Annotated in this window: 24 protein-coding genes; 13 read left to right on the top strand and 11 right to left on the bottom strand. The window is 60.5% G+C overall.

From position 1 onward, the window contains the following. Nucleotides 1-6 precede the first annotated feature (6 nt). Nucleotides 7-1,281: a polysaccharide biosynthesis/export family protein gene (locus ACQZ6J_RS17900; protein WP_163990260.1), complete on the bottom strand. Its 1,275-nt coding sequence runs from the start codon at nucleotides 1,279-1,281 to the stop codon at nucleotides 7-9. Nucleotides 1,282-1,365: 84 nt separating this feature from the next. Then, nucleotides 1,366-2,046 (bottom strand): sugar transferase, encoded by a 681-nt coding sequence (locus ACQZ6J_RS17895; protein ID WP_163990262.1) that lies wholly within the window; start codon nucleotides 2,044-2,046, stop codon nucleotides 1,366-1,368. Nucleotides 2,047-2,777: 731 nt separating this feature from the next. Here ACQZ6J_RS17895 and ACQZ6J_RS17890 point away from each other — a divergent pair. Together ACQZ6J_RS17890 and ACQZ6J_RS17885 are read left to right on the top strand one after the other, a co-directional pair. Further along, a complete protein-coding gene (locus ACQZ6J_RS17890) occupies nucleotides 2,778-3,068 on the top strand; it encodes an exopolysaccharide production repressor protein (protein ID WP_449085066.1) in 291 nt (96 codons plus the stop codon). A 90-nt stretch (nucleotides 3,069-3,158) separates the two neighbouring features. Beyond that, nucleotides 3,159-4,169 (top strand): glycosyltransferase family 2 protein, encoded by a 1,011-nt coding sequence (locus ACQZ6J_RS17885; RefSeq protein WP_449085065.1) that lies wholly within the window; start codon nucleotides 3,159-3,161, stop codon nucleotides 4,167-4,169. 12 nt (nucleotides 4,170-4,181) lie between these two features. Here ACQZ6J_RS17885 and ACQZ6J_RS17880 read toward each other — a convergent pair whose 3' ends face one another. Further along, nucleotides 4,182-5,126 carry a polysaccharide pyruvyl transferase family protein gene (locus ACQZ6J_RS17880; protein WP_449085064.1) on the bottom strand — a complete coding sequence of 315 codons (945 nt, stop codon included), beginning with the start codon at nucleotides 5,124-5,126 and terminating at the stop codon, nucleotides 4,182-4,184. 87 nt (nucleotides 5,127-5,213) lie between these two features. Continuing rightward, complete coding sequence (locus ACQZ6J_RS17875) at nucleotides 5,214-6,173, bottom strand: glycosyltransferase family 2 protein (RefSeq protein WP_163990270.1); 960 nt, start codon at nucleotides 6,171-6,173, stop codon at nucleotides 5,214-5,216. 273 nt (nucleotides 6,174-6,446) lie between these two features. Here ACQZ6J_RS17875 and ACQZ6J_RS17870 point away from each other — a divergent pair, with 273 nt between their 5' ends. The 9 genes from ACQZ6J_RS17870 to ACQZ6J_RS17830 all read left to right on the top strand — a co-directional run bounded on the left by ACQZ6J_RS17870 (nucleotide 6,447) and on the right by ACQZ6J_RS17830 (nucleotide 16,392). Continuing rightward, the gene (locus ACQZ6J_RS17870) at nucleotides 6,447-6,623 is read left to right on the top strand and encodes a hypothetical protein (protein WP_449085063.1); all 177 of its coding nucleotides are present in this window, start codon (nucleotides 6,447-6,449) and stop codon (nucleotides 6,621-6,623) included. A 268-nt stretch (nucleotides 6,624-6,891) separates the two neighbouring features. Beyond that, nucleotides 6,892-7,980, top strand: a complete 1,089-nt coding sequence (locus ACQZ6J_RS17865; RefSeq protein ID WP_449085062.1) for an acyltransferase family protein — start codon at nucleotides 6,892-6,894, stop codon at nucleotides 7,978-7,980. 4 nt (nucleotides 7,981-7,984) lie between these two features. Continuing rightward, nucleotides 7,985-8,788, top strand: coding sequence for an endo-1,3-1,4-beta-glycanase ExoK (gene exoK, locus ACQZ6J_RS17860; RefSeq protein WP_163990272.1), 804 nt, complete (start codon nucleotides 7,985-7,987; stop codon nucleotides 8,786-8,788). A gap of 106 nt (nucleotides 8,789-8,894) precedes the next feature. Then, the gene (locus ACQZ6J_RS17855) at nucleotides 8,895-10,103 is read left to right on the top strand and encodes a glycosyl transferase family 1 (RefSeq protein WP_449085061.1); all 1,209 of its coding nucleotides are present in this window, start codon (nucleotides 8,895-8,897) and stop codon (nucleotides 10,101-10,103) included. Continuing rightward, on the top strand, nucleotides 10,100-11,098 hold the full coding sequence (locus ACQZ6J_RS17850; protein WP_449085060.1) for a glycosyltransferase family 2 protein: 999 nt from the start codon (nucleotides 10,100-10,102) through the stop codon (nucleotides 11,096-11,098). Before ACQZ6J_RS17855 ends, ACQZ6J_RS17850 begins: the two co-directional genes overlap by 4 nt. Further along, nucleotides 11,095-12,033, top strand: coding sequence for a glycosyltransferase (locus ACQZ6J_RS17845; RefSeq protein WP_449085059.1), 939 nt, complete (start codon nucleotides 11,095-11,097; stop codon nucleotides 12,031-12,033). The genes ACQZ6J_RS17850 and ACQZ6J_RS17845 overlap by 4 nt, the downstream gene beginning before the upstream one ends. Then, nucleotides 12,030-13,055, top strand: a complete 1,026-nt coding sequence (locus ACQZ6J_RS17840; protein WP_449085058.1) for a glycosyltransferase family 2 protein — start codon at nucleotides 12,030-12,032, stop codon at nucleotides 13,053-13,055. Before ACQZ6J_RS17845 ends, ACQZ6J_RS17840 begins: the two co-directional genes overlap by 4 nt. 4 nt (nucleotides 13,056-13,059) lie before the next feature. After that, entirely contained in the window at nucleotides 13,060-13,965 is a 906-nt protein-coding gene (locus tag ACQZ6J_RS17835) for a UTP--glucose-1-phosphate uridylyltransferase (RefSeq protein WP_163990282.1), read from the top strand. An 84-nt stretch (nucleotides 13,966-14,049) separates the two neighbouring features. After that, nucleotides 14,050-16,392 carry a polysaccharide biosynthesis tyrosine autokinase gene (locus ACQZ6J_RS17830; RefSeq protein ID WP_163990515.1) on the top strand — a complete coding sequence of 781 codons (2,343 nt, stop codon included), beginning with the start codon at nucleotides 14,050-14,052 and terminating at the stop codon, nucleotides 16,390-16,392. A gap of 5 nt (nucleotides 16,393-16,397) precedes the next feature. Here the strand turns inward: ACQZ6J_RS17830 and ACQZ6J_RS17825 are convergent, their stop codons facing one another. From ACQZ6J_RS17825 to ACQZ6J_RS17805, 5 genes are all read right to left on the bottom strand, one after another. Continuing rightward, a complete protein-coding gene (locus ACQZ6J_RS17825) occupies nucleotides 16,398-17,285 on the bottom strand; it encodes a DMT family transporter (protein WP_449085057.1) in 888 nt (295 codons plus the stop codon). A gap of 129 nt (nucleotides 17,286-17,414) precedes the next feature. Continuing rightward, the gene (locus tag ACQZ6J_RS17820) at nucleotides 17,415-17,975 is read right to left on the bottom strand and encodes an NADPH-dependent FMN reductase (protein WP_449085056.1); all 561 of its coding nucleotides are present in this window, start codon (nucleotides 17,973-17,975) and stop codon (nucleotides 17,415-17,417) included. Between the two features lie 71 nt (nucleotides 17,976-18,046). Next, nucleotides 18,047-19,273 carry an NAD(P)/FAD-dependent oxidoreductase gene (locus tag ACQZ6J_RS17815; protein WP_449085055.1) on the bottom strand — a complete coding sequence of 409 codons (1,227 nt, stop codon included), beginning with the start codon at nucleotides 19,271-19,273 and terminating at the stop codon, nucleotides 18,047-18,049. A gap of 10 nt (nucleotides 19,274-19,283) precedes the next feature. Next, entirely contained in the window at nucleotides 19,284-19,595 is a 312-nt protein-coding gene (locus ACQZ6J_RS17810; RefSeq protein ID WP_449085054.1) for a MocE family 2Fe-2S type ferredoxin, read from the bottom strand. Nucleotides 19,596-19,621: 26 nt separating this feature from the next. Next, entirely contained in the window at nucleotides 19,622-20,710 is a 1,089-nt protein-coding gene (locus ACQZ6J_RS17805; protein ID WP_449085053.1) for a fatty acid desaturase family protein, read from the bottom strand. Between the two features lie 149 nt (nucleotides 20,711-20,859). On the opposite strand from ACQZ6J_RS17805, the gene ACQZ6J_RS17800 reads away from it, so the two are divergent. Both ACQZ6J_RS17800 and ACQZ6J_RS17795 read left to right on the top strand, forming a co-directional pair. Then, entirely contained in the window at nucleotides 20,860-21,888 is a 1,029-nt protein-coding gene (locus tag ACQZ6J_RS17800) for a LacI family DNA-binding transcriptional regulator (protein WP_449085052.1), read from the top strand. 159 nt (nucleotides 21,889-22,047) lie between these two features. Then, nucleotides 22,048-22,860, top strand: a complete 813-nt coding sequence (locus tag ACQZ6J_RS17795; protein ID WP_449085051.1) for a TIM barrel protein — start codon at nucleotides 22,048-22,050, stop codon at nucleotides 22,858-22,860. Nucleotides 22,861-22,896: 36 nt separating this feature from the next. Here the strand turns inward: ACQZ6J_RS17795 and nikR are convergent, their stop codons facing one another. Further along, a complete protein-coding gene (nikR, locus tag ACQZ6J_RS17790) occupies nucleotides 22,897-23,334 on the bottom strand; it encodes a nickel-responsive transcriptional regulator NikR (RefSeq protein WP_163990299.1) in 438 nt (145 codons plus the stop codon). A gap of 78 nt (nucleotides 23,335-23,412) precedes the next feature. Then, nucleotides 23,413-24,171 carry a precorrin-4 C(11)-methyltransferase gene (cobM, locus tag ACQZ6J_RS17785; RefSeq protein ID WP_449085050.1) on the bottom strand — a complete coding sequence of 253 codons (759 nt, stop codon included), beginning with the start codon at nucleotides 24,169-24,171 and terminating at the stop codon, nucleotides 23,413-23,415. Between the last annotated feature and the right edge of the window lies 1 nt (nucleotide 24,172).

Raw genomic sequence — 24,172 nt, 5'->3', positions numbered from 1 at the left:
TTTTCCTTATCGCATGGCAAGACCGGTGCTGACCTTGATGAGGTCACCGGGCAGCACCTGGGTGTTCTCCTGGGCGGGAATTTCCTTCGTCTGGCCTTTGTCGTCGCGAATGATCGTATAGACGATGCTGACGCCCTGCCCGTTGGCATCGAGATTGCTGGCATCCGCCGATTGAGCGACCGCTTCCTGCATGAGCGACTGGCTCGTGGAAAGCTTCAGCTGCAGCGTTTCCAGCTGCGTATCGGTATCCTGCATATCCTGTGCCAGCGAGCTCTGCCAGTCGTTGTGCAGGGTAATCTCGTCCTGATTGGCCTTGTTGATATCCTGCTTGGCTTTCAGCGAGGCCGTCTCGGTATCCAGAAGCGTGGCCTCCAGATCGGACGCACGCTGCTCGGCGGAAATCCGGCGAGAGGCAAGTTCCAGCCCTCTTTCGGCAAGGCTTTCGACCTTGTCACGGTCGGCCTTGGCCAGGTCCAGCTGACGGCTCTGCGTGTCGTTCTTCTTCGAAAGCGCCTCGACTTCGTTCTGCAGCAGCGTCTTCAGATCTTCCAGCGATTGCAGCTGCGTCTTCATGCGCTGGCTGCGCGTATCCATCAGCGCCTTCTCGCTTGCGAGCAGGTTTGGCGCCTGGGGCAGCTGCTTGAGTTCAGCCGGGACATCGATCTCGTCCTTGCCGGCCAGTTCGGCCAGCAGGCGGGCCTTGCGCATCAACAGGCGTCCGCGCTCAGCCATATAGACGACGGCATCGCCCTTGGCATTGATGAAGTCGCGGGCAAAGCGCTGTCCGGCGTCGGCGCGCCGCATGCCGCCGCCAAGGCTCACGGCCTTGAGCACGGTCAGGTTGGGCGCGAACGGATATTCCCCGGGGTTCTGGACCTCTCCGGAGAGGTAGATCGGCCGGAACTGCGACATTTCGACGGAAGCCGAGGGCCGATCGCGCAGGCCGAACTGCTTTTGCAGGCCGATGCCGATGGCTTCGGCGATCTCATCCGTCGTCTTGCCCATGGCAGGCATTTCGCCGATGAACGGAATGGAAATCGAACCGGAAGGGCCGACCGTGTAATCGCCCGAAACCACCGACCAATCGCGGATAGTGCCTTCGGCGGTCTGCCATTCGGCAACGCGTACATGCAGCTTGTCCATGACCCCCAGATGGTAGCCGGGCAGATTATCGGCCACGGCCGAGACTGAAGCTGCGCAAAGGCTAAGAGCAACGAAAGCTGCGCACCGAAGCGATGTGTTGACGCGAACGAGCCTCTTGGAAGGCCGAAATTCAATCATGCAGGATCTTCCCTGTTACTGGTCGGCAGCCCGCAAGATGCGGGAAAACCGCAGGACGGATCCCACGGTATCTGCCAGTCATCATCAATAGCTGCCGCGCGAGAGGCAGACCGCAGGAATGGTTTTGGCGATGATCATCATGTCGCTGCTGAGCGACCAGTTCTTCACATAGTGCGTATCGAAGGCGACACGGCTTTCATAGGAGACGTCGTTGCGGCCGCTCACCTGCCACAGACCGGTGAGGCCGGGGCGGGACTGCAGGTAGTAGATCGCCGCGGTCTCATAGAGTTCGAGTTCGTCCTCCACGACCGGGCGCGGACCGACGACGCTCATTTCGCCGCGGATGATGTTGATCAATTGCGGCAGTTCATCAAGGCTGAGCTTGCGAAGCACGGCCCCGACGACGGTGACGCGGGGGTCGTTCTGCAGCTTGCGGGTTGCGCGCCACTCCTCCATTGCCCTTGGGTCGGCCTGCAGATGGGCATGCAGAATCTTGTCGCCGTCGACCATCATGGTGCGGAACTTCAGGCAGCGGAAGCTCTTGCCATTATGGCCGATGCGGCGATGACCGTAAAATGCGGGACCGCGGTCCGTAAGCTTCACCAGCAACATCAGCATCACGAAAAGCGGGCTGATGAGAACCAGTGCGGTCATTGCGGCAGAGACGTCGAAAACGCGCTTCAATACTCCACCAGTGGGCGGAAAGACGTCGCTTTCCGCAGCGCTGAAAAAAGCCGATGTGGCCGATCTCGTCGCAGACTTCATAGAGAAAACTCCATTCATGTTGACGATTGGTCGGAAATTCTCGGACGCGTAATTAGAGCCGCGATGACCGGAGTGTAGGTTGGGATTTTGACTTTTTAAGCCAAACTTTTGTAGCGATATGGCATGGCGGTATATATTTACCGCATCGATGGTGACTTGGTTTAAATCAGTGATCGGTTATAGATGAGATGTACTGTATCAAGCTTCGTATAGCCGCGGCGTTGATAGCTCTGCCGCGTTGCGGAAGACGGTTTTCAAGCACGTTATAGGGAGTTCAAGGTAAGTTGTTCATAATCATTGGCTTCGATAGCCTCGGATCGCTTTCCCGTTAGCTGCGGGCCATCTTGGTTCTCCTGCAGGATATATTGCATTGCAGCAATGTTTTGCGATGCACATACTCAGGCCCGCTTTTTCAGGACTTTGTAATAAAAGTTGATTGAATTGGCGGTGAAGTGAGCGACGGGCGGACGAGCGAATGCGTCTTAATGGGTGTGTATTTTTGACATATCGCCAAATGATTGCAGATAAGAAAAATGAACAAATTCAATTGTAATTATAATTGACGTGTAGTTTTAACCTGCGCGGCGTAAGGATCGTATCAATTCGCAACGGATCGCCGTGACTTGGTTGAATCTCAATGAATCATAAAATATATTTGAGGTTCAGGTCTGATAAGGGAGGAAAGACCTTGATCGTTTTTGACATGACGGCTGAGCGGGCGAGGTAACATTATGTATGCGCCGCGCGTCTTTATCAGCATGCTGGGCACGCTGGTCGTATTTGCCATCGCAACATACTTTTTGACGAATTCTCTTTGGACGACCTTTATCGAGACGATCATTTGCGCCGTCCTCCTGCAGATCGGCTATTTCCTGGGCGTCCTTTATCTCGTCTGGAAGGAACGCAAGTCGCGCGATGCCTTGCTCAGCGAAGAGAAGATACCTGTATCGGGCCAGGAAGACACCAAGGTCGGTGGTCTTGCCGCGTCCAATCTCAAGCGGTCCGAGCCGTTCAACCCTTAAGCAGGGTCGCCAATCCGATCTTTTGCCCGTCCGGCGGTTGCCGGATCCAAGCCTTGTCCTAAGTCTCCGGCAGAACCATTGGAGGCTGACGTGACCGACCGTGCAGAAAACAGCGTCTGCGTAATCATTGCCGCAAAGAACGCCAGCGACACCATCGGGCTGGCTGTCGCCTCAGCTCTCCATGAACCCGAAGTGGCGGAAGTTGTCGTCATCGACGATGGCTCGACGGATGGAACCGCCGCCGCGGCAGCCTGCGCCGATGACGGCAGCGCCAGGTTGACGATCCGGGAATTCGAAAAGAACCGTGGCCCGGCGGCTGCGCGCAATCATGCTATCGAGATATCCAAGGCGCCGCTGATCGGTATTCTCGATGCCGATGATTTCTTCTTTCCAGGGCGTTTCGCCTCGCTGCTTGACGATGACGATTGGGATTTCGTTGCAGATAACATTGCCTTCGTCAGCGCCGACACCGTTCCGGATGCGTATGCGAGGCTGGATCATTTCGATGCGAAGCCGCGCTTTCTCGATCTCGTAGCGTTCGTTGAAGGCAATATTTCCAGGCGCGGCGTGCGCCGGGGCGAGATCGGCTTCCTGAAGCCCTTGATGCGCCGCTCGTTCCTGGATGCGCATGGCCTGCGCTACAACGAGGCGCTGCGCCTCGGCGAAGACTATGACCTCTATGTCCGCGCGCTGGCCAGGCACGCGCGCTACAAGATCATCCATAGCTGCGGTTACGGCGCGGTCGTGCGCAGCGATTCGCTGAGCGGCCGGCACAGGACGGAGGATCTGCGACGGCTTTATGAGGCCGACCGGGCGGTCCTTGCAAAGGGCGGCCTTTCCTCTACCGACGCCGCGGCGATCCGCCGCCACGAACGTCATATTCGTGATCGCTACGAGCTACGGCACTTCCTCGATATCAAGTCGCAGTCCGGGCTCTTGTCCGCCGCAAGCTACGCGCTTGCGCACCCCTTCGCCGCTCCGGCGATCGCCGGCGGCATCCTGGCGGACAAGACGGAGCGCTTCCGCAAGCACGGCGGCGCGCCTATCGCCCATGCCGGCGCCAACGGCCTGCGCTATCTTTTGCAGGCCGCGCCGGAATAAGCATTTCGCGGACTACAGGTAGTCGCGCCGCACGCCGTCGATCACCGTCAGGAGGCGCTCCTTGCAGCTTGCGAGCGCGGCGTCCTTGCTCAGCTGCGGCTTTGCCTTGCTTGCCTGCCAGAGGGCGAGGGCCGAGGGCATGGCCAATGCCTGTTTCGCCATCACCCGCAGCGTGGTCTGCTCGGGATCGGCCAGCATGACATTTTCGCCGTACCGCTGCTTTTCGAGTTCGGCCGCGGCCTGCTTGCTGCGTTCGAAGCCGACGCCCCAGAACCGGGCTCCTTTGGCGATCGCCTCGGCACGGGTGGAAACGGGGATGTGCCTCGGCTGGTAGGTGACGCCGAGCGAACGGGCCCAGTCGTTCCACTTGAAACTGTTGATGGAACGCGAGGAGCTGACCGCAATCCACGGAACGCGGAAGGCATCGGCAAGAATTGCGCCATGCATGGATTCCGCCACGATCAGCTCGGACGCAGCGATCTCGCGGATCACGGCCTTCGCCTCGCCGCGAGGATCGAGGTAGGAAAGGCCGACGGTCTTGCAGATCTCGGGCCAGAGGCCGGCGGCGGCCGACTCCCAATGCGGTATGAAGGTGCGTTTGCCATTCTTCGAAACATTCTGGAATTCCGGCATTTCCGTCACCAGGACGGCGGGGTCGACGATGCCCATTTCGATCGGCAGGCCGGCTTTTTCCGCGGTGAGCGGGCCGCGGACGCTGCGGACATCCCATTGCGAGCTGTCGCGCATGTCGGGCAGGGAGCCATAGCCGAAGCCGCTGCCGATGACGAGCTTGTGTCCGTCGGCGGGCAGGATTTCCGTGTTGAGGACAGTTCCGACGCCGACCAGCAATGTCTGCGCATGGACGTCGCGAAGGCCGGGAAGCAGGAAATCCCAGAGCCAGAGATTGAGATCGTCACCGAAATTGCCATGGGTCGATTCCCAGTGGAACGGCTTCATGCAGGACTCCTTGCTGATCCAAGCGATAACGGGAACATGCCGTGGCTCTTGGGTGCGGCATGCGCAGTCTATGCTGCGGTGCAAAATCTAGGGCGCGAGTTTACCCACGGCAAGGCGCATGGCGCTTTGTAAGATGGCGGGGTCGCGCAGCGCCCATTTCGCCAGCAATCCGAATTGCGGCAGGCGCCGTTGCCGCATCTGCCGCGCCTGGCTCCAGAGCGCCTGCCGGCGGGCGCGATTCTTGTAGCCGCGAATGGCTTCGACATCCTGCGGCCGGCGCGAGAATCTCTGCTCGAGTGTGTTCAGCGCGGTCCATGTGTTGAATTGCTGACGCAGAAACTGGGGTGAATCATTGTCTATGCTGTGAAAGATGTTCACGCCCTCGCCGCGTAGCGCACCCACGTTTTCACATAACACCACACGCTTGGCCGCCAGGATGCAATCGCAGAAAAAGAGGATATCCTCGGCCGCCAGCCGCAATGTCGGCTCGAAACGGACTTTCTCGAAAAGAGATCTCCCGATCACCATGCAGGACATATGCAGGAAGCTCCAGTCCTTCAGCATGACGCTGGCGACATTCGGGATTTCGATGACCGCGGGCCTATCCGAAAGCCGGACCGTATCGGCGGATTTGCCAAGTTCAGCGATGCTGAAATGATAATGGAACTCATCGCCGCCCTCGATGGAGTCCCAATAGCAATCGGCATGATGGTGGGTGAGTGTTCCGAATGCATTGCTCAGATGCTCCGGTGCCCATTCGTCATCCGAGTCCAGAAATGCCACGAACCGGCTGTCGGCCGGTACGCTTTCAAGGCCGGTGTTGCGCGCCCCTCCCGGGCCTGCATTGGTCTGGCGGATCACCCGGATGCGCCTTCTTTCCTCGCTGCTCAGCGATTGCAGTTCGTTTTCCGCCGGAAGCGGCGATTCATCGTCGATGATGAGTACATCGAAATCCTGAAACGTCTGCCGGGCTATCGACGTCAATGCACGCTGCAGAACGCCCGTATGCTTCTGATAGAAGGGAATAACAATCGTGATAGACGCCATTTTCCCGCCTTTACGTTTTTCGATTCAAGAGCTTGCGTTCTCATTTCCTGGGAACGCGACCATCAGTATTGCAGCGGCGCGAGCCGCCACTCCCCGGCTGCGTATCCGCTGGCGGATCGCGCCGTGACGCCAACAGGTAGCGTCCATTCGATGCGGAGCAATGTCGGGAATGAGATTTTATCGAAGTTCATCCATGCAAGGCGGGGATCGTCGAATTCCGCGTCTGTGCACTTTTATGACGCATGGCCGCTCGGGATCACGGGGAGTACAGCCATGGGAGGAGCGGGGCGAATTGATTTTCTTATAGCGATTGAATGCCTGTCGCATTTTGGTCAAGCTTCGCGCGCCAAAATCTGCTGCGCTGCAAAAATCTTCACCTTCCAGCAGAAAAATAACAGCGTCCCGGATGCGTCGTCCAGCGCCGGCATGCAAATATCGAGCGACGCCTAAGTTCCTATCACGGCAACGCTTTTCATCGATCTAAATCGATTTTTCTATCGCTGACGGCCGGGAAACGATGTTTTCGGCCTCCGTCACCATATCACTTTTCGCTCATTTTTGCTGCGGTGCCATATTCCCTTTCCGAAGAGCGCCCTAGGTTACGTCTGCGAGCTCTGCTGTGCTCTGTTTGAAATGGCTGCGAGGGGGGATGCAGCCCGAAGAAGGGGTGACAGACATCGTGAATATGACTGCCAACGTGTCTTCGCGGATAAACCTCATGCGTATCGTGCTTATCTCGGGCATCATCTTTGTCCACATACCGTTCGATACGCATACCAGCCCGTTCAACGGCACCTACGGGCTTTTCGATTGGCTGAGAGTGTTCCTTCGCGACAGCCTGTTTCGCGTCGGCGTTCCCTGCCTGAGTGCGATTTCAGGTTATCTGCTGTTTCGCCAGGGCACGGCATCTCTGGATTATGGCAAGACCATTCGTAGAAAGACAAAGACAATCATTCTGCCGTTCCTGCTGTGGAACAGCGCGTTCTTCCTGTTCGTATTGCTCCTCCAGTACTATGGGATCGGCGATGGATATTTGCCGGATCTCTCGGAAGCTACTCCGCATACGCTCTCGACACTTCTATTCGCGATCGACGGAACTCCGGTCAATCTACCGCTTTACTTCCTGCGGGATCTCTTCGTCTGTATTCTGTTGTCACCGCTTCTTGCCGTTCTGATCCGTCGCGCACCGTTCTTGACCTTGGCCTTTCTGCTTCTGCTTGCTGCCTGGCCGATATCGATCGGCCTCGTGCTGCGCAATTCGATCCTTTTCAGCTTCAGTTTCGGCATCTACCTCAGGCTCTATCGCATCGATGTCACGATCATGGATCGCTATGCTGCCTTGATCGGGCCTGCCTTCATCCTGCTTGCGGCGCTTCTGGCAACGGCCGCCTATATCACCGGCCCCGGTTTGCCCTTGTGGCTCGAGGTTTGCCGCAACCTGATGGTGATTGTCGGCATTCCCGGCTTCTGGGCCTTGTCGGCAATCTTCATCCGCAGCCGTTTCGGACAGAGGCTGGCGGGAACCGGCGGCCTGAGCTTCTGGATCTTCTGCGCCCACTATCCGTTGCTTTTCTGTCTCTGGGTTCTCTGGAACCGCGGCGGCAGCGATCTTTATCCGGTTTTCTATCTCCTGGCGGCGGCGCTTGCCTTGCTGCTGCTGCCTCTGACGAATGGCATGGCGCGCTACGCCATGCCGAGCCTCTACAACCTGCTGACCGGCAGCCGGACGCGCCCGCTGGCCGAAGTCCAAGCTGCCCAGAACCGCGCCGCCGAAGATGATCGGCATGCGCGATCCGAGCAAAGGTGATGCCATGACGACATCGAAAAACTGCATATCGAGACTTGCCCTTGTCTCAATCGCTCTTTTGGGTGCGTTCTTGCTGCCGCAGGCCGCGTCCGCGCAGGACAATCAATCGACGGGCGGATCCTTCGTCGACAATTTCGCGCGGCTGGACACCGGCCGCTGGTATGTCTCCGACGGCTGGAACAACGGGCCGCACCAGAATTGCACCTGGTCGAAGAAGCAGGTGAGCATCGAGGACGGAATGCTGCAGCTGCAGTTTATCCAGTCCAAGGCAGGTGAGCGCAACTACGCCTGCGGCGAAATCCAGACGACGAAGCGGTATGGCTACGGCACCTATGAGGCGCGCTATCGCACAGCCACGGGTCCCGGCCTGAATTCCGCATTCTTCACCTATATCGGTCCGGCCGACAAAAAGCCGCATGACGAAATCGATTTCGAGGTGCTCGGCAAGAATTCCGGCCAGGTCCAGGTCAACCAATATATCTCAGCCAAGGGCGGCAATGAGAAATTGGCGCCGGTTGCCGGCGGTGCCGACCAGGGTTTCAACGATTACGCCTTCGTCTGGGAAAAGGATCGCCTGCGCTACTATGTGAACGGCAAGCTCGTCCAGGACGTAACGGATCCCTCAAAAATACCGACGAATGCGCAGAAGATCTTCTTCAGCCTGTGGGGCACCGATACGCTGAGCGGCTGGATGGGCAAGTTCGCCTATGGCGGCGAGCCTGCGACCATGCAGATCAAGCGCGTCGCCTTCACCGCGGCAGGCGAGAAGTGCCTGTTTCCGGAATCGATCACCTGCAAGATCGACTGAACCCGGCCGATCGCGCGGCGTCCCCTGCGATCGGCTGCAATGCCACGATGCAACACCAACCACACGGAGCGCCCGGTTCGGGCCGGGCGCGGAAGCGAAAATCTTGATGCTGCATATCCTTTACTTCGTTCACGATCTTGCGGATCCCGCCGTGCGCCGGCGGGTGCTGATGCTGCAGGCCGGCGGCGCGCTCGTGACGCTGGCGGGTTTCCGGCGCGATGACAACGCGCTTGCCGCCATTGACGGCATCGAGCCGATCGAGCTTGGCAGGACGCAGGACGCCCAGTTCGCCCAGCGTGTGGCCGCCGTGACCCGGTCGGCGGTAAAATTGCGCGGCGCGTTGCAGTCGGTTGCAAGGCCGGATGTCATCATCGGGCGCAATCTGGAAATGCTGGTGCTGGCCAATCGCGCCAAATCCATATTCGGGGGCGATATGCCGGTCGTCTACGAATGCCTCGATGTCCATCGGCTGCTGTTGCGGGACGACATGGTGGGCGGCGCGCTGCGTGCTGCGGAACGCCATTTCGGCTCGCAGGCATCCCTGCTGATGACCAGCTCGCCGGCCTTCGTGGAGCGTTACTTCCGTCCGCGCTCCGGCCTGGAGCTGCCGATCATGCTGCTTGAAAACAAGGTCCTTGCGCTTGAACCCGCGGCCAGCATCGTTGCCCCGGTCGCGCGGCCGCCGGCTGCAGGCGAACCGTGGAAGATCGGCTGGTTCGGCGCGCTTCGCTGCCGCAAGTCGCTGGCTTTGCTCGACGATTTCTCCCGCCAGATGGGAGGTCGTTTCGAGATCGTGCTGCGGGGCCGTCCGGCCTATTCGCAATTCGATGACTTTGACCGCGTCGTGCGCGATGCGCCCTTCATTCATTTTGCCGGCCCCTACAAGAATCCCGAGGATCTTGCGGGGATCTACAACGACGTCCAGTTCTCCTGGGCGATCGACTTCTTCGAAGAAGGGTTGAATTCGAGCTGGCTGCTGCCGAACCGCCTCTATGAGGGCGGCCTCCATGGCGCCGTACCGATCGCGATCGATGGCACCGAGACGGCACGGTTTCTGGCCAGCCGAAGGATCGGGCTTATGCTCGATACGGCCGATGCCACGCATCTGGCCGCACTGCTGGGCGAGATGGACGAGCAGCGTTATCTCGCCGCTTTCGAGGCCGTCGCCTCTCAGGATCGCAAGCAGTGGATGATCGATCGGGCCGACTGCCATGGATTGGTGCAACGGCTGGCGTCGCTGACGCGCGCCAACGAGCAGATCGCCGAAGTACAGGCCCTCCCACAACTGCATCGCAATAGAGGTGGATTGCAATGACGAACGGACGTTCAGGGGATATGCGCTGCATAATCGTTATTCCTTGCCTCAACGAGGAAAAGCACATCGAGCCGCTGATCCGCAAGCTCGGTCAGGCTCTCGATGAGCTCGACGCAAGGATCGTGGTGGCTGATGGTGGCAGCACCGATCGCACGCGCGAGATCGTGAGAGATATCGCAGCCAGCGATCCGCGCGTTCTTCTACTCGACAATCCGAAGCGCCTGCAAAGTGCCGCGATCAATCTCGCCATAGAAACCTTTGGCGATGACTACGACTACTTCATCCGCATTGACGCGCATGGTGAATATCCGGACGACTATTGCCAGACGCTGGTTCAGGAAGCCGGCGCGACCGGAGCCGATTCCGTTGTCGTTGCCATGCGCACCATGGGCTTCAGCGCTTTCCAGAAGGCGACGGCCGTGGCGCAGAACTCCAAGCTGGGCAATGGCGGCTCGAAACATCGCGAAGGCGCCAAGGGCCATTGGGCCGAACATGGGCATCATGCGTTGATGCGTGTCGCAGCCTTCCGCGCGGTCGATGGCTATGACGAGACTTTCAGCCACAACGAGGATGCGGAGCTGGATTTCCGGCTCAACAAGGCGGGGTATCGGATCTGGCTCACGGACAAGACGGCCATGACCTATTATCCGCGTGCCAGCATTCCGACGCTCTTCAAGCAATATCTCGGCTACGGCCGCGGTCGCGCCCGCAACATTCTCAAGCACCGCAGCATGCCGAGCCTGCGCCAGATGCTGCCGCTCGCGGTCGTGCCGATCTTCATTGGCGCGTTTCTCGCCATCCTTAACTGGATTGCGGTTATTCCGGTCGGCCTCTGGGCCGTGGCGTGCATCGCCTACGGCTTCTGGATCGCGCTTGGCCAGAAGAACCCCTATGGGCCGCTGGCCGCCATCTCCGCCATGGTCATGCATTTCGCCTGGTCGATGGGGTTCTGGATGGAGGTCTTCAGCTTCCGCAACCGCAGGATCGCGTCATGACACAAGTCCATCGACGCCCCATAAGGATCGACATAGCGGTCTGCACCTATCGGCGGGCGGAGCTCGATCAGACGTTGCTGTCGCTTGCCGTGCTCAGCGTTCCCACGGGCGCTGTGGTCCGGATCATCGTTGCGGACAATGATGTGACACCGAGCGCCCGGAGCCGTGTCGACGCCATGCGTTCGGCCGTGCCTTTCGAAATCCTCTATGTCCATTGCCCGGCGTCGAACATCTCGATTGCCCGCAATGCCTGCCTCGATCATGCGAGCGGCGATTTCCTTGCTTTCATCGACGACGACGAGACGGCTTCGGAAGACTGGCTGACGGAAATGCTCGTCATGGCCGATACGACCGGCGCGGATGCCGTCCTCGGCCCGGTCCAGGCGGTCTATGCAAATGTCGCTCCGGCCTGGATGCAGCGCGGCGATTTTCACTCGACCTTGCCCGTCTGGGTCGCGGGCGAAATTCTGACCGGCTACACCTGCAACGTGTTGCTGCGTCGAGCTGCGCCTTCGCTTGCCGGTCGGCGCTTCAATATCGCTCTTGGCCGCAGCGGCGGCGAGGATACCGAATTTTTCACCCACATGCACAAGGCGGGCGGCAGGATCGCCTATGCCGAGGACGCGCTGGTCTACGAACCCGTTCCCAACGGGCGGGCGTCGGTGTCCTGGCTCTCGAAGCGCCGGTATCGCATGGGTCAGACACACGGCCGCATGCTGCTGGAGGCCACGAGCGGGCTCGGACGCTGGCGCGCGATTGCGCTCGCAGCCACCAAATCCGCCTTCTGTTTTGTTGCAGCGGCGCTGCTCTTCGCGTCTCCGATCAAGCGGCATCGCTATGGCTTGCGCGGCATCATGCATGCCGGCGTTGTCAGCGGTCTCTTCGGAGTTCGCGAAATCGAGCAATACGGAAGTCTGGAGAAAGCACCGCAATGACGGATTTCATCCCCGATGTCAGTTTCGTCATCGCTGCCTACAATGCGCAGGAGACGCTCGCTCGCGCCATCGACAGCGCGCTGGCGCAAGGCGCCGTCAGCATGGAAGTGATCGTCATCGACGATTGCTCGACGGACGGTACGCGCGACATTGCCGGCAATCATCCCGATCCGCGCGTGCGTCTCGTCGCCATGGCCCGCAATGGCGGGCCGGGGGCGGCCCGCAACGCCGGGCTTGATGCGGCCCGCGGCCGCTGGGTTGCCGTGCTCGATTCCGACGACGCCCTGCGCCCGGACCGAATGGCGCGTCTGATCGCCCGAGCGGAAAAAGCCGATGCGCAGATCGCGGTCGATAATCTCGACGTCATTCGCGAGGACGTGGGGACCATGCTGCCGATGTTCCCCGAGCCGATGTTGGCGCGCATGCCGCTGCTCTCGCTGGCCAAATTCATCGCCTCGAACATGATTTTCCAATCGGAGCACAATTTCGGCTACATGAAGCCGGTCTTCGAGCGCGCCTTCATCGAGAAGCACCATCTGCGCTTCGACGAGGCACTGCGGATCGGTGAGGACTATATTTTTCTGGCGTCGGCACTCGCCCGAGGCGGTATCTGCGTTGTCGAGCCAAGCGTAGGCTATCTTTATTACATTCGCGAAGGATCGATCTCGAGGGTTCTCAAGAAAGAGCACGTCGAGGCGATGATCGCGGCCGATGCCAAATTTTTCGCCGAACATCCCTTCGGCGCCGCGGCCCTTGCCGCGCAAAGGCGGCGCACGCGCAACCTGAAAGAGGTCATCGCATTCCTGAAGCTGGTCGACAGCATCAAGGAGCGCGAACTGCAGACCATGCTGAAGATCGCCTGCCTCAACCCGCGCGCGGTGCGCCATCTCAGCATGCCGGTTGCTGCCCGCTTTCGTCGTCTTGCCACTGCCCTGTGGGGCAGTCGCCAGCCGGCGCCGACCTCTCAACTCTCCTCGCCCCTGCCAAATATGAGCGCAGGCCCTCACTCTAACAAAGGATAGAGCCATGGACCCCAAGCATCGTGTGAGAAAAGCAGTCATTCCGGTTGCCGGCAACGGAACACGTTTCCTGCCCGCCACAAAGGCCATGCCGAAGGAGATGCTGACGATCGTCGATCGTCCGGTCGTGCAATATGCCGTCGATGAAGCCATCGAAGCCGGCATTGAGCATATCGTCTTCGTCACCAGCCGCAACAAGTCGGCGATCGAAGATCACTTCGACGATACGCCGGAGCTGATTTCCTCGCTGCAGCGCGCTGGCAAGAGCCATCAGGTCAGCGAGCTGGAACGCCTTCTGCCCCGGCCGGGTTCGGTCAGTTTCACCCGGCAGCAGGCTCCGCTCGGTCTCGGCCACGCCGTTTGGTGTGCCCGCGATCTGATCGGCAACGAACCCTTCGCGCTGCTTTTGCCCGATATGCTCTGCTACGGCATGCGCGGCTGCATGGCCGGCCTGATGGATCTCTATAATGAGGTCGGCGGCAATATCGTCGCGGTCGAGGAGTGCGCTCCGGAAGAGACGTCGAAATACGGCATCATCGGCAAGGGCTCGGCGGTACGTCATGGCTTTGCCGTGACCAAAATGGTCGAAAAGCCGCATCCGTCGGAGGCGCCTTCAAACTTTTACCTCAATGGCCGCTATATTCTGCAGCCTGAGATCTTCGATATTCTGGCCCGCCAGGAGCGCGGCGCCGGCAACGAGATCCAGCTGACCGACGGCATGCTGCGCCTCTCCGAGACGCAATCGTTCCATGCCCAGGTCTACAACGGACGCACGTTCGACTGCGGGTCCAAGCACGGCTTCATCGAAGCAAACGTGGCCTTCGCGCTCGCCCGCGCCGATATCGGCGGCCTGGTCTATGACTCGATCCGCAATCTGGTCGTCTCGCACGAAGCGCAGATGACCGCCGCTTAAGCCTGTTCACATCATGGCCTGCGGCCGGGAAGGCCGCAGGCCATGGCTATTGTTCATTCAGGCTTCTCCGACAAGGTGGTCGCCATGCATCAAAAGAACTTCACTTTCCAGAGCGCTCTTCCGCAAGCGGAGTCGCAGGATAGCTTTATCGATCTCGATCGGCTGATGGCCGTCGTGGTCCGTCGCATCCGTACCATCATTTTCGCCGTTGCCGCTTTTGTCATTCTGGCCGTCGCCTATCTGCTGACCGCCACGTCGAGCTATACGTCGATGACGCAGATCCTGCTCGATGAAAGCATGACGAAATATGCTGAGGATCAGCCGCCTGCCGCCAGCAGCCAACAGGCGGACATGGAGATCGCCAGCGCCGTCGAAATCCTGAAATCGAACGAGATGGCTTTGCGTGTCGTCGATCAGGCCGGCCTTTCCGACAACGCCAAGCTCCTTAATCCCCCGCAGTCGCCGGCGGCCCTGCTCAAGTCCGGTGCCGGCCTGATCGCCAGCATCTTTACGCCTGGACGCCCGCCGATGACGCCGGAAGAGCAGCGCGAAGCACAGCGGCAGAAGGTAGCGGCCGTCCTGCAGGACGGTCTCAAGGTCGAGCGGGTCACGCGAAGCTCGGTCGTTGCCGTGTCCTTCAGCTCGACCGACAAGCTGCTGGCCGCCAAAGTCACGCGCGCCTATGCCGACGCCTATCTGACCGACCAGCTGAACGCCAATTTCGACGCGACCGAGCGCGCCTCCGTCTGGCTGCAGGAGCGCTTGAACGACCTGCGCCAGCGTGCGCAGGAAGCGTCGCTCGAAGTCGAGAAGTACAAGGCCGACAATGGGCTGACCTCGACCGGCGGCGAGTTGATGTCGGAGCAGCAGATTTCCGATTTGAACAAGCAGCTGATCATCGCCCAGGCCGATACGGCGAGCGCATCCGCGCGCTACAACCAGTATAAATCGATCATCGACCAAGGTCCGGACAACGCCGTCAGGAACGCCACCATCTCGTCGAGCCAGACCGACAACTCGGTACTGCAGGATCTGAAGACGCGTTATCTCGCCGTCGAGAAGCGCGAGCAGGATGTCACACAGAATTTTGGCGCCGACCATCCGCAGGCCGTCGCGCTTCGCGCAGAACGCCAGGACATCACGCGGCAGATCTACCAGGAGCTTCAGCAGCTTACCGCCAGCTACAAGAACGAGCTTGACGTTGCGCAATCGCGGGCGGAATCGCTGCGCGAGAGCATCGACAAGGTCGTCGGCAAGAATTCCGAAGCCAACAAGTCGCTGGTTCACCTGAATGAGCTGAACCAGAAGGCGACGGCCCTGAAGACGCTCTACGAATCCTATCTCGGCCGCTTCGAGGAGGCGACGCAGCAGCGTTCCTTCCCGATCGCCAAGGCGCGCGTCATCTCGGTTGCGGGCGTGCCAACCGCGCCGTCGAGCCCGAAGAAGACGCTCGTGATGGCGCTTTCCGTGATCCTCGGCCTGATGGCCGGTGCCGGCCTGGCCGCCTTCCAGGAATTCCGAGACCGCTTTTTCCGCGTCGAGGCCGACGTGCGCTCGGCGCTCGGGCTGAAATTCCTCGGTTATCTGCCCCTGCTCGGCCAGCAGGGCAAGACCAGGAAGAAGGCCCGCAAGGCCAATGCCGGAGCCGAACCGGCAACGGCGGGCGAGGCCGAGAATGGTGTCGCGTTCGAGCGCATGATGCGCATTTCGGTCGAGGCGCCGCGTTCGATCTTCGCCGAGACATTGAGGAACGCCAAGCTTGCCAGCGACGTCATGCTGCAAGGTCGCGCCGATCGCGTGATCGGCGTCGTCTCGGCACTGCCGGGCGAGGGCAAGTCGACGACGGCAGCCAATTTTGCCGCACTGCTCGCCAGCAGCGGCAAGCGCACGCTGCTCATCGATGCCGACTTGCGCAATCCGGGCCTCAGCCGGACGCTGAAGTCGCCGCCGCAGGCCGGCTTGATCGAGGTCGTGCTCGGTGAAGTTCCATGGACCAATGCCGTGAAGGTCGATCCGCGCACCAAACTTGCCATCCTGCCAGTGGTCGTGCGCGATCAGCTGCTGCACACCAGCGAGCTCTTGTCGTCGCAGGGCATGCAACACCTCATGGAAAATGCCCGCAAGATGTTCGACTATATCATCGTCGATCTTGCGCCTCTGGGACCGGTCATCGATGCCAAGGCCTTCGCCCCGCAAGTCGATGCCTTCCTGCTCGTCACGGAATGGGGCGCGACACCCACTAACCTTGTTCGTGATGTCCTGGAGCAGGAGCCGCAGATCAATTCGCGTATCCTCGGCGTCATCCTCAACAAGACCGACATGTCGGAATTGCCGCGCTACAGCGACTTTGGCGGAACGGAGCGTTATCGCCAGAAATATGTGAGCTACTACACGGAGGCGCAGCCGCGTGCCCAGGTGGATGCATAATCTGTTTATGCCCTGCAGGCCTTGACCCTTGCTCTTGCCAGGGCATGTTCACGCCAGATCGTGAATATGCCCGCCGCAACGACGATGAGCGCGCCCAGGATCATGGGCGCGCTCAGCTTTTCACCGAAGATGGTGACGCCGATGATGGCGGAGAACACGAGCTGCAAATAGGTCAGGGGCTGGATGACCACCGCGTCGAGCATGTCGTAGGCGCGAATGAGGAAATAGTGGCTCGAAACGCCCGTGAGGCAGAGAATGCCCATGAAGATCCAGTCATGCGGCGCAAGCTGCGTCCAGAAGAAAGGCCCGATGCAGCTCATGGCGACGGCGCCCACCACGCCTGTATAGAAAAAGCTGGTCATGGCCCCGTCCTCGCGGCTGACGTAACGGGTAAGAACGACATAGAGCGAAAACAGCAGTGCGCCGAAAAGCGGCACCAGAAAGCGCGCATCGAAAACACCGCTTTCGGGCTTCAGGATCAGCAGCACGCCGACGAAACCGAAGCAGATCGCCAGCCATCGCCGCCAGCCGACCTTCTCGCCGAGGATCGGTATGGAAAGCAGCGCCACCATGAGCGGGCCGGAGGAGAAAATCGCCTGCGAATGGGCCAGTCCGACGATGACGAAGGATGAGATGGCGACGACGATCTGTGCGGCCAGCAGCAGGCCGCGGGCGATCTGTAGGAAGGGGCGCTTGGTAATGACATTGCGTCGCAGGCCGCCCGGCGCGCGCGAGGCCATCGCGATGGCGAACAGCATGAAAGCCCAATAACGGATCATCGCCACCAGAAGCGGCGGATAGGCGCTGACGAGATGCTTGGATATGCCGTCCTGTATGGCGAATATGGTGATCGCCAACAGCGTGAAGACGTAACCGATACTATTGGATTTCATGGTTTTCGAAGGAAGACGATGTGCGGGGCCCCGGAGGCGTCGGGACCCGGCGCCACAGTCACATTAGGCTATTCGTCGGTTCAATCATAGGCTTCATATTTGCCCTTCGGCCCAGCGGCGAGCGGCGTGTCAGCCCTTTTTGCGGTCCGAGACGAAGGCGCTGAAGCCTTCGATGAAAACCGTGAGATTGTGTTTCACTTTTTCATCGACCATCTGGCCATTTTCATCGAAGACGCTGCCGGCGCGCGACACCATCAGCCGGCCGCCGAACCATGGATCGGCCCCGAGCGTGCGCAACACCGTCAGCCAGGCGTTCTGGCTGAGGATGGTGCCGAAATTGCCGGGCGAAGCCCCGAGAACGGCGATCGGCTTTGCGCCGAAGACCTGGGCGATATCGCTGGACGGCCGGCTCATCCAGTCGATGGCGTTCTTGAACACCCCGGGAAGCGAGTTGTTATATTCCGGCGTAAACAGGATCAGCCCATCGGCAGCGATGGCCAAATCCTTGAGTTCGCGTACTTTTTCGGGAATGCCCTCCGCAGCCTCGAGGTCTGCGTCATAGAGCGGCACGCCATGAATGGTGCGTGCAATCAGCTCGACACCGCTTGGCGCCAGTTCGGCGGCGGCGTGAAGCAGGGCGGTGTTGAAAGAGCCTTTGCGCAGGCTGCCCGATATGCCGAGTATCTTCATTGCTTCCCCCGTTTGCGGTTACAGGAAGACATTTATGCTTCATCGCCCGTCGTCAAGGTCTAGGAGCGATCTTATGCGGCGAGCAGCGACTTCAGCTTGACCGAATTTGCCGCCAGAGCGGCGCAATCCGGACAGGCGCGGGCGGCGATCAGCATTTCGGCAAGGCGGATGTCGCGTGCGATGGCATTGCCACGGCCGATACCGCTGGCGGCGAGCAGCCGTCCATCCGCGCCGAGGTGGAAGAGGATGAACGCTCCGTCGCCAAGATCGCGCCGTACATGGGTGACCGCCTCGTCGGCCAGGCCGGCGATCTGCAATGTCAGGTCATACTGGTCCGACCAGAACCATGGGACGGCGGATATTTCCGCGTCTTCCCCCAGCATGTTGGCGGCGGCCAGGTTTGCCTGTTCCTGCGCATTGCGCCAGGATTCCAGGCGAACGCGCCGTCCGCCATAAAGTGCCAGCGGAAAGGAGCAGCAATCGCCCGCCGCATAGATGCCGGAAACAGAGGTCTCAAGCCGTTCGTTGACGGCAATACCGTTGTCGATCGCAAGACCCGCTTCCGCAGCAAGCGCGACATTCGGCAGGGCGCCGATGCCGACGAGCAGCAGATCGGCGGAAATCATGCCGCCGCCGGCGAGGCGAATGACCGCCTTGTCGGCCTGTTCCTCAACGGATTCGATTACCTGGCTGCAACGAATATCCACGCCTTCCCGGCGATGACGTTCCGTCACGGCCTCGGCGATCGCCTCCGGCACGCCGCGCTTCAACACCCGCGACAGGCCTTCGATGAGGGTGACGTTCGCGCCGCGCATACGCGCCGTTGCCACCAACTCCAGGCCGATGAAGCCGCCGCCGATGATGGCGATGTGCTGCCCGGCGCGGAGAGCGGCATGCAAGGCCATCGCATCCGCATGGGTGCGCAGCACCCGGATGCGCCCGGATGCGCCGCGGGCACCGGGAAAACCGCGTGCCGAGGCGCCGGTCGTGAGCAGGAGCTTGTCGTAGCCGAGCGTTTGTCCGTCCGCGAGCCCGATCGTCTTTGTGAAAGGATCGATCGCTGTCACCGTCGCATTGAGCCTCAGGTCGATCGATTGTTCTCGGTAACGCTCCGGCGTGGCGATGAATTTCGGCTCCGGTGCCTCATCCGCCCCGCCCTTCGAAAGCGGGGGGCGTTCGTATGGCGCGAGCGGCTCGCTGCCGATCAGGGTGACGTCGCCGTCAAATCCCTTTTCACGAAGCGCAAAGGCTGCGCGTGCGCCGCATTCTCCGGCGCCGACGATGACGAAATGAGCCACGCTTGCCCCCTCAGAGCCCGATGAAAACGGTGCCATTTTCGACCTTGACGGGATAGGTCTGCAGATTGACGCAGACCGGAGCCCCCTTGGCTTCGCCCGTGCGATAGTCGAAGCGGCCATTGTGCTTGGGACATTCGATGATGTTGTCCATGACGAGGCCGTCGGCGAGATGGATCTTCTCGTGCGTGCACAGGCCGTCGGTGGCAAAATAATCGTCCTCGGGACTGCGATAGACGGCGAAGGTTTTCCCGTCGTGATCGAAGCGGATCACATCTTCTTCGTCAATTGCGTCAGCGGCGCAGACTTCGATCCAGTTGTTCATGTCTTCCTCCCTTTGCGATTTCAGTCTTACTGGGCGGCTGCGGACGGTAGCTCGCCGTGGAACTCCTCGCGATAAGGCCTGGCAGTCGGCGGCAGCTCGCGCTTCAGGAAGTAATCCTCGTTGCGCAATTGCCGCAGGAACGCCGGTATCATTTCGCGATAGCCGGACCACATGGACGGATTGGCGGCCGGCAGATCGTGCTTGATCATCGCATGCAGCCTTGGCAGCGCGTGATAGGGCACCATCGGGAACATGTGGTGTTCGACATGGTAGTTCATGTTCCAGTAGATGAAGCGGCTGACAGGGTTCATCATGACGGTGCGGCTGTTCAGCCGGTGATCGATGACGTTGTCGGCGAGGCCGCCATGCTGCAGCAGGCCGGTCAGGACGTGATGCCAGGCACCATAGAGCCGGGGAAGGCCGATCAGCATCAACGGCAGGATCGAGCCCATGGCGATCGCCGCCGCAATGGTCACGGCATAGATGGCAAGCCAGATGCGGGCGATGCGAATGGCCTTTGGCTGCTCCATTTCGGGGATGAAGCTCTTTTCCGCGGCGCTGACGACGCCGGCGGCGTTGCGCAGCATATCGACGATTGCATACCAGGCATCGAGAATGCCGAAGAAATTCAGGACGAGGCGCAAGAGATCCGGCGGCCGCATGACGGCAATCTCCGGATCACGGCCGACGATGACGGTATCGGTGTGGTGGCGCGCATGGCTCCAGCGCCAGGTGACCGGATTGCGCATGATCATGAAGCAGGCGATCTGGTAGACCACATCGTTCATCCAGCGCGTCTTGAACGCCGTGCCGTGACCGCATTCATGCCAGCGGCTGTCCGAGGCCGAGCCGTAGAGCACGCCGTAAGCCAGGAAGAAGGGGACAGAGATCCACGACCCCCAGAAATAGATACCCAGCCCGGCAAAGACCACCATGGTGCCGAGCCAGAGAATGGTGTCGCGGATCGCCGGCATGTCGGAACGCTGCATCAGCGCCTTCATGTCCTTGCGCGGAACATCGGTATGATACCATTCGGCAGCCGCAAGTCCGGTCTCCACGGCCAGCCTGCCGCTTGCGCCGAGCAGATCGTAGTCACGCTTGATTGTCGTCGTCATCCCTGCCTCCCGCGATGCGCAACAGCGCCGCGCCTCAATGCCGGAAACGATAGATCGACTTTTTGCTTGCCTCAATGCGGGAATGATGGAATCTATCAAAACACATCAAACTCTGATGTCATGAATGATGACATATCTCAGGAGCAGCCATGCGTCGCCCCACCATATCCGATCTCGCCAAGGTATCCGGCGTCAGCGTCGCCACGATCGATCGCGTGCTGAACGGACGTCACCGCGTTCGGGAAGAAACGGCCAGACGGGTGTATGAGGCGGCGCAGGAAATCGGCTATCACGCCGTCGGCCTCCTGCGTCAGCGTGTCTTCGAAGACCTGCCGCAATATCGATTGGGTTTCGTGTTGCAGAAGCCGGTTCAGGCCTTCTACCAGGCATTCGCCAAGGAGGTGGTGGTCGCGGCGCAGGCGATGACGACGGCACGGATCAACGCGCATGTGGATTTCGTGCCAGCCTCGACGCCGACCGCCATCGTCGAGAGACTGAAGGCGATGGCCGCCCGCAGCCAGGCCGTTGCGCTCGTCGCGCCGGATTATCCGGCCGTGACGGCTGCGATCGAGGAGTTGAAGGAAAAAGGCATTCCGGTCTTTTCCCTGCTGTCGGATTTCTCCACCACCGCGCGCCAGGGCTATATCGGCGTCGACAACCGGAAAGTCGGGCGCACGGCGGCGTGGATCATCGCGCGTTCGGCCCGTCGCCCCGGCAAGGTCGCCTGCTTCGTCGGCAGCCATCGCTTTCTAGGTCATGAGCTGCGCGAGATCGGTTTTCGCTCCTATTTTCGCGAGAATGCGCCTGATTTCGAGGTGCTCGATACGCTTATCAATCTCGACACGCCGGAAATCACGCATGAGGCGACGCTCGATCTGCTTCAGAAGCACCCCGACCTTATCGGTTTCTACGTCTGCGGCGGTGGCATGGAGGGCGCAATTTCCGCTATCCGCGAGGAGCGGCTGGCCGGCAAGCTGATTGTTGTCGTCAACGAGCTGACGCCGGAATCGAAGGCGGCGCTCGCCGACGATGTCGTTGCCATGGCGATCGGCACGCCGTTGCCGGCGCTCTGCAAGGAGCTGATGGGCCTCATGATCGCGGCGATCGAGAATGGCGAGGCCGCGGTACCCGGCCAGAGCTTCCTGCCGTTTGAGATCTTCGTTTCGGAAAACATCTAGCAGCTATGATGGAATTCCATCATAAGTGGGATAAATCTATCAGGAATGATGTCTAAGGCCGATGGAACAAGGCCATGAATCTCATTAGTCCTTCGCAAAGCAGGCGCGGCGGATCGAGATGTCTTTTGCGGCCGGACGCCTTGAGGAGGAATGCCTATCATGAGTTCCATTCGTTTCGCGCTCAATCATATGTGCGCGCCGTCCCTGAGCCTGGAATCGTTCTTTGCCGCTGCAAAGGAGCTCGGTGTCGACAGCGTCGAGATTCGCAACGATCTTGCCGGCAACGCGATCCTGGACGGCACGCCGGCAACCAGCGTCAAGGAGCTTGCTGCGCGCTACGGACTGACGATCATCTCCATCAATGCGCTGCAGCGCTTCAATGAATGGAATGATGAGCGCGCCCGGGAAGCGGCGGAGCTGATCCGTTACGCCCATGACAGCGGCGCCAGGGCTCTCGTTCTCGTGCCGGTCAACGACGGCAGCGGCCGCGAGCCGGAGGCGCGCCGCGCCAATCTTCGCAAGGCGCTCTCGGCCCTGAAGCCGATGCTGGAGGCTGCCGGTATCGTGGGGTTGGTGGAGCCGCTCGGCTTCGAGATCTGCTCGCTGCGCCTGAAGAGCGAAGCGGCGGCCGCGATCGAGGAGCTCGGGGCGAAATCCACGTTCTGCCTGGTGCATGACACCTTCCACCATCACCTCGCCGGCGAATCCGCGATCTTCCCGGATCTGACCGGGCTCGTGCATGTTTCCGGCGTCAGCGATGCCGGCGTTTCGGTTGCCGACATGCGGGATCCGCATCGCGTTCTCGTCGATGCCGAAGACCGTCTCGACAATGTCGGCCAGTTGCGGGCATTGCTTTCCGCCGGTTATGCCGGTCCGGCATCCTTCGAACCCTTTGCTCCGGCCGTGCATGCCTTGAAGGATCCGGTTGCGGCTCTCAAGGAGAGCATGGCCTATATTGCGGCCCGGCTCTGATTGATCCGGTAGTCCGCGGGCAACTTGCCCGCCGGCTCAATCGTGCGAATGCGTTTCGGGATGATCCGCATCATGGTCCGATGGGATGATGTGCAGGTTCCCGAAGCGCACGCCGCGTTGCGTCACGACGCTGTCGGCAAACGTCTTTATCTCGTCCGCCTTGCCCTTCAGCACGGAAACTTCGAGGCACTCGTGCCCATCGATATGAACATGTAGGGTCGAGACTGAAAGATCGTGATGATCGTGCTGCGCGGTCGTCAACCGCCGCGACAGGTCGCGGGTTTCGTGTTCGTAGACATAGGTAAGCGCCGCGTAGCATCTGGCTTCGCCGTCGATGGTCGGCTGCGCGCGGGTGACGGCATCGCGAACGAGATCGCGCAAGGTTTCCGAGCGGCTGGCATAGCCGCGTTGCGCGCTGATCGTATCGATCGTCTCCAGAAGATCGTCATCGATGGTGATGGTAATGCGCTGCATTTCCTGATCCTCTGTTGTCTGGCGGCCTGCCGCGCTGACTAGAGGAAATTTCAGCGTGATTTGCAACGGTATCAGGCGTTATTGACGGCCGCGGAACCGACGCTGATAGGTGGGGTCGTAGAGCGAGCTTTCACGGAAATCGCTGGCGGCAAGCGATGGACCGACGAAGATCAGCGCGGTGCGTTCGATCGGTTCGGCCCGCACCTTTTCCTCGATCGTGGCCAGCGTGCCCCGAACGATCCGCTCATCCGGCCAGGATGCCTTGACGACGATCGCAACCGGGCAATCGGCTCCGTAAAGCGGCGTCAGGTCTTCTACGACCTCGCTGAGTGCGTGAATGGCCAGATGGATCGCCAGCGTCGCGCCTGTCGCGCCGAATTTTTCCAGCGTCTCGCTGTTCGGCATCGGCGAGGCGCGGCCGGAAACCCGCGTCAGGACCAGGCTTTGGGCGACGGCCGGGATGGTCAGTTCACGGCCGAGCGCCGAGGCCGCGGCCGCGAAAGCCGGAACGCCGGGAGTGAGCGTATAGTCGATGCCATGCTGTTGAAGCCGGCGGATCTGCTCGGCGACCGCGCTCCAGACCGAGAGATCGCCGGAATGCAGGCGCGCGACATCCTCGCCGGCTTCCGCCGCTTTCAGATATTCCGCCGCGATCTCGTCCAGCGACATCGGCGCCGTGTCGATGATGCGGGCGCCGGGCGGGCAATATTGCAGCAATTCCGGCGAAACGATCGATCCGGCATAGAGGCAGACCGGGCATTTGCCGATCAGGTCGCGGCCGCGCACCGTGATCAGGTCGGCGGCGCCGGGGCCTGCGCCAATGAAATGCACTGTCATC

It is taken from the genome of Rhizobium sp. A37_96 (assembly GCF_053521765.1).
Note: the sequence above shows the minus strand (reverse complement) of the source record. Positions and strands in the feature narration are given on the sequence as shown.

Coding starts and splice junctions, on each gene's coding strand:
- ACQZ6J_RS17900 (WP_163990260.1), bottom strand. CDS start 1,281: ATGATTGAATTTCGGCCTTCCAAGAGGCTCGTTCGCGTCAACACATCG.
- ACQZ6J_RS17825 (WP_449085057.1), bottom strand. CDS start 17,285: ATGAAATCCAATAGTATCGGTTACGTCTTCACGCTGTTGGCGATCACC.
- ACQZ6J_RS17820 (WP_449085056.1), bottom strand. CDS start 17,975: ATGAAGATACTCGGCATATCGGGCAGCCTGCGCAAAGGCTCTTTCAAC.
- ACQZ6J_RS17895 (WP_163990262.1), bottom strand. CDS start 2,046: ATGAAGTCTGCGACGAGATCGGCCACATCGGCTTTTTTCAGCGCTGCG.
- ACQZ6J_RS17810 (WP_449085054.1), bottom strand. CDS start 19,595: ATGAACAACTGGATCGAAGTCTGCGCCGCTGACGCAATTGACGAAGAA.
- ACQZ6J_RS17850 (WP_449085060.1), top strand. CDS start 10,100: ATGACGAACGGACGTTCAGGGGATATGCGCTGCATAATCGTTATTCCT.
- ACQZ6J_RS17800 (WP_449085052.1), top strand. CDS start 20,860: ATGCGTCGCCCCACCATATCCGATCTCGCCAAGGTATCCGGCGTCAGC.
- ACQZ6J_RS17855 (WP_449085061.1), top strand. CDS start 8,895: ATGCTGCATATCCTTTACTTCGTTCACGATCTTGCGGATCCCGCCGTG.
- ACQZ6J_RS17890 (WP_449085066.1), top strand. CDS start 2,778: ATGTATGCGCCGCGCGTCTTTATCAGCATGCTGGGCACGCTGGTCGTA.
- nikR (WP_163990299.1), bottom strand. CDS start 23,334: ATGCAGCGCATTACCATCACCATCGATGACGATCTTCTGGAGACGATC.
- ACQZ6J_RS17830 (WP_163990515.1), top strand. CDS start 14,050: ATGCATCAAAAGAACTTCACTTTCCAGAGCGCTCTTCCGCAAGCGGAG.
- cobM (WP_449085050.1), bottom strand. CDS start 24,171: ATGACAGTGCATTTCATTGGCGCAGGCCCCGGCGCCGCCGACCTGATC.
- exoK (WP_163990272.1), top strand. CDS start 7,985: ATGACGACATCGAAAAACTGCATATCGAGACTTGCCCTTGTCTCAATC.
- ACQZ6J_RS17805 (WP_449085053.1), bottom strand. CDS start 20,710: ATGACGACGACAATCAAGCGTGACTACGATCTGCTCGGCGCAAGCGGC.
- ACQZ6J_RS17795 (WP_449085051.1), top strand. CDS start 22,048: ATGAGTTCCATTCGTTTCGCGCTCAATCATATGTGCGCGCCGTCCCTG.
- ACQZ6J_RS17865 (WP_449085062.1), top strand. CDS start 6,892: ATGCGTATCGTGCTTATCTCGGGCATCATCTTTGTCCACATACCGTTC.
- ACQZ6J_RS17835 (WP_163990282.1), top strand. CDS start 13,060: ATGGACCCCAAGCATCGTGTGAGAAAAGCAGTCATTCCGGTTGCCGGC.
- ACQZ6J_RS17880 (WP_449085064.1), bottom strand. CDS start 5,126: ATGAAGCCGTTCCACTGGGAATCGACCCATGGCAATTTCGGTGACGAT.
- ACQZ6J_RS17840 (WP_449085058.1), top strand. CDS start 12,030: ATGACGGATTTCATCCCCGATGTCAGTTTCGTCATCGCTGCCTACAAT.
- ACQZ6J_RS17875 (WP_163990270.1), bottom strand. CDS start 6,173: ATGGCGTCTATCACGATTGTTATTCCCTTCTATCAGAAGCATACGGGC.
- ACQZ6J_RS17845 (WP_449085059.1), top strand. CDS start 11,095: ATGACACAAGTCCATCGACGCCCCATAAGGATCGACATAGCGGTCTGC.
- ACQZ6J_RS17870 (WP_449085063.1), top strand. CDS start 6,447: ATGGGAGGAGCGGGGCGAATTGATTTTCTTATAGCGATTGAATGCCTG.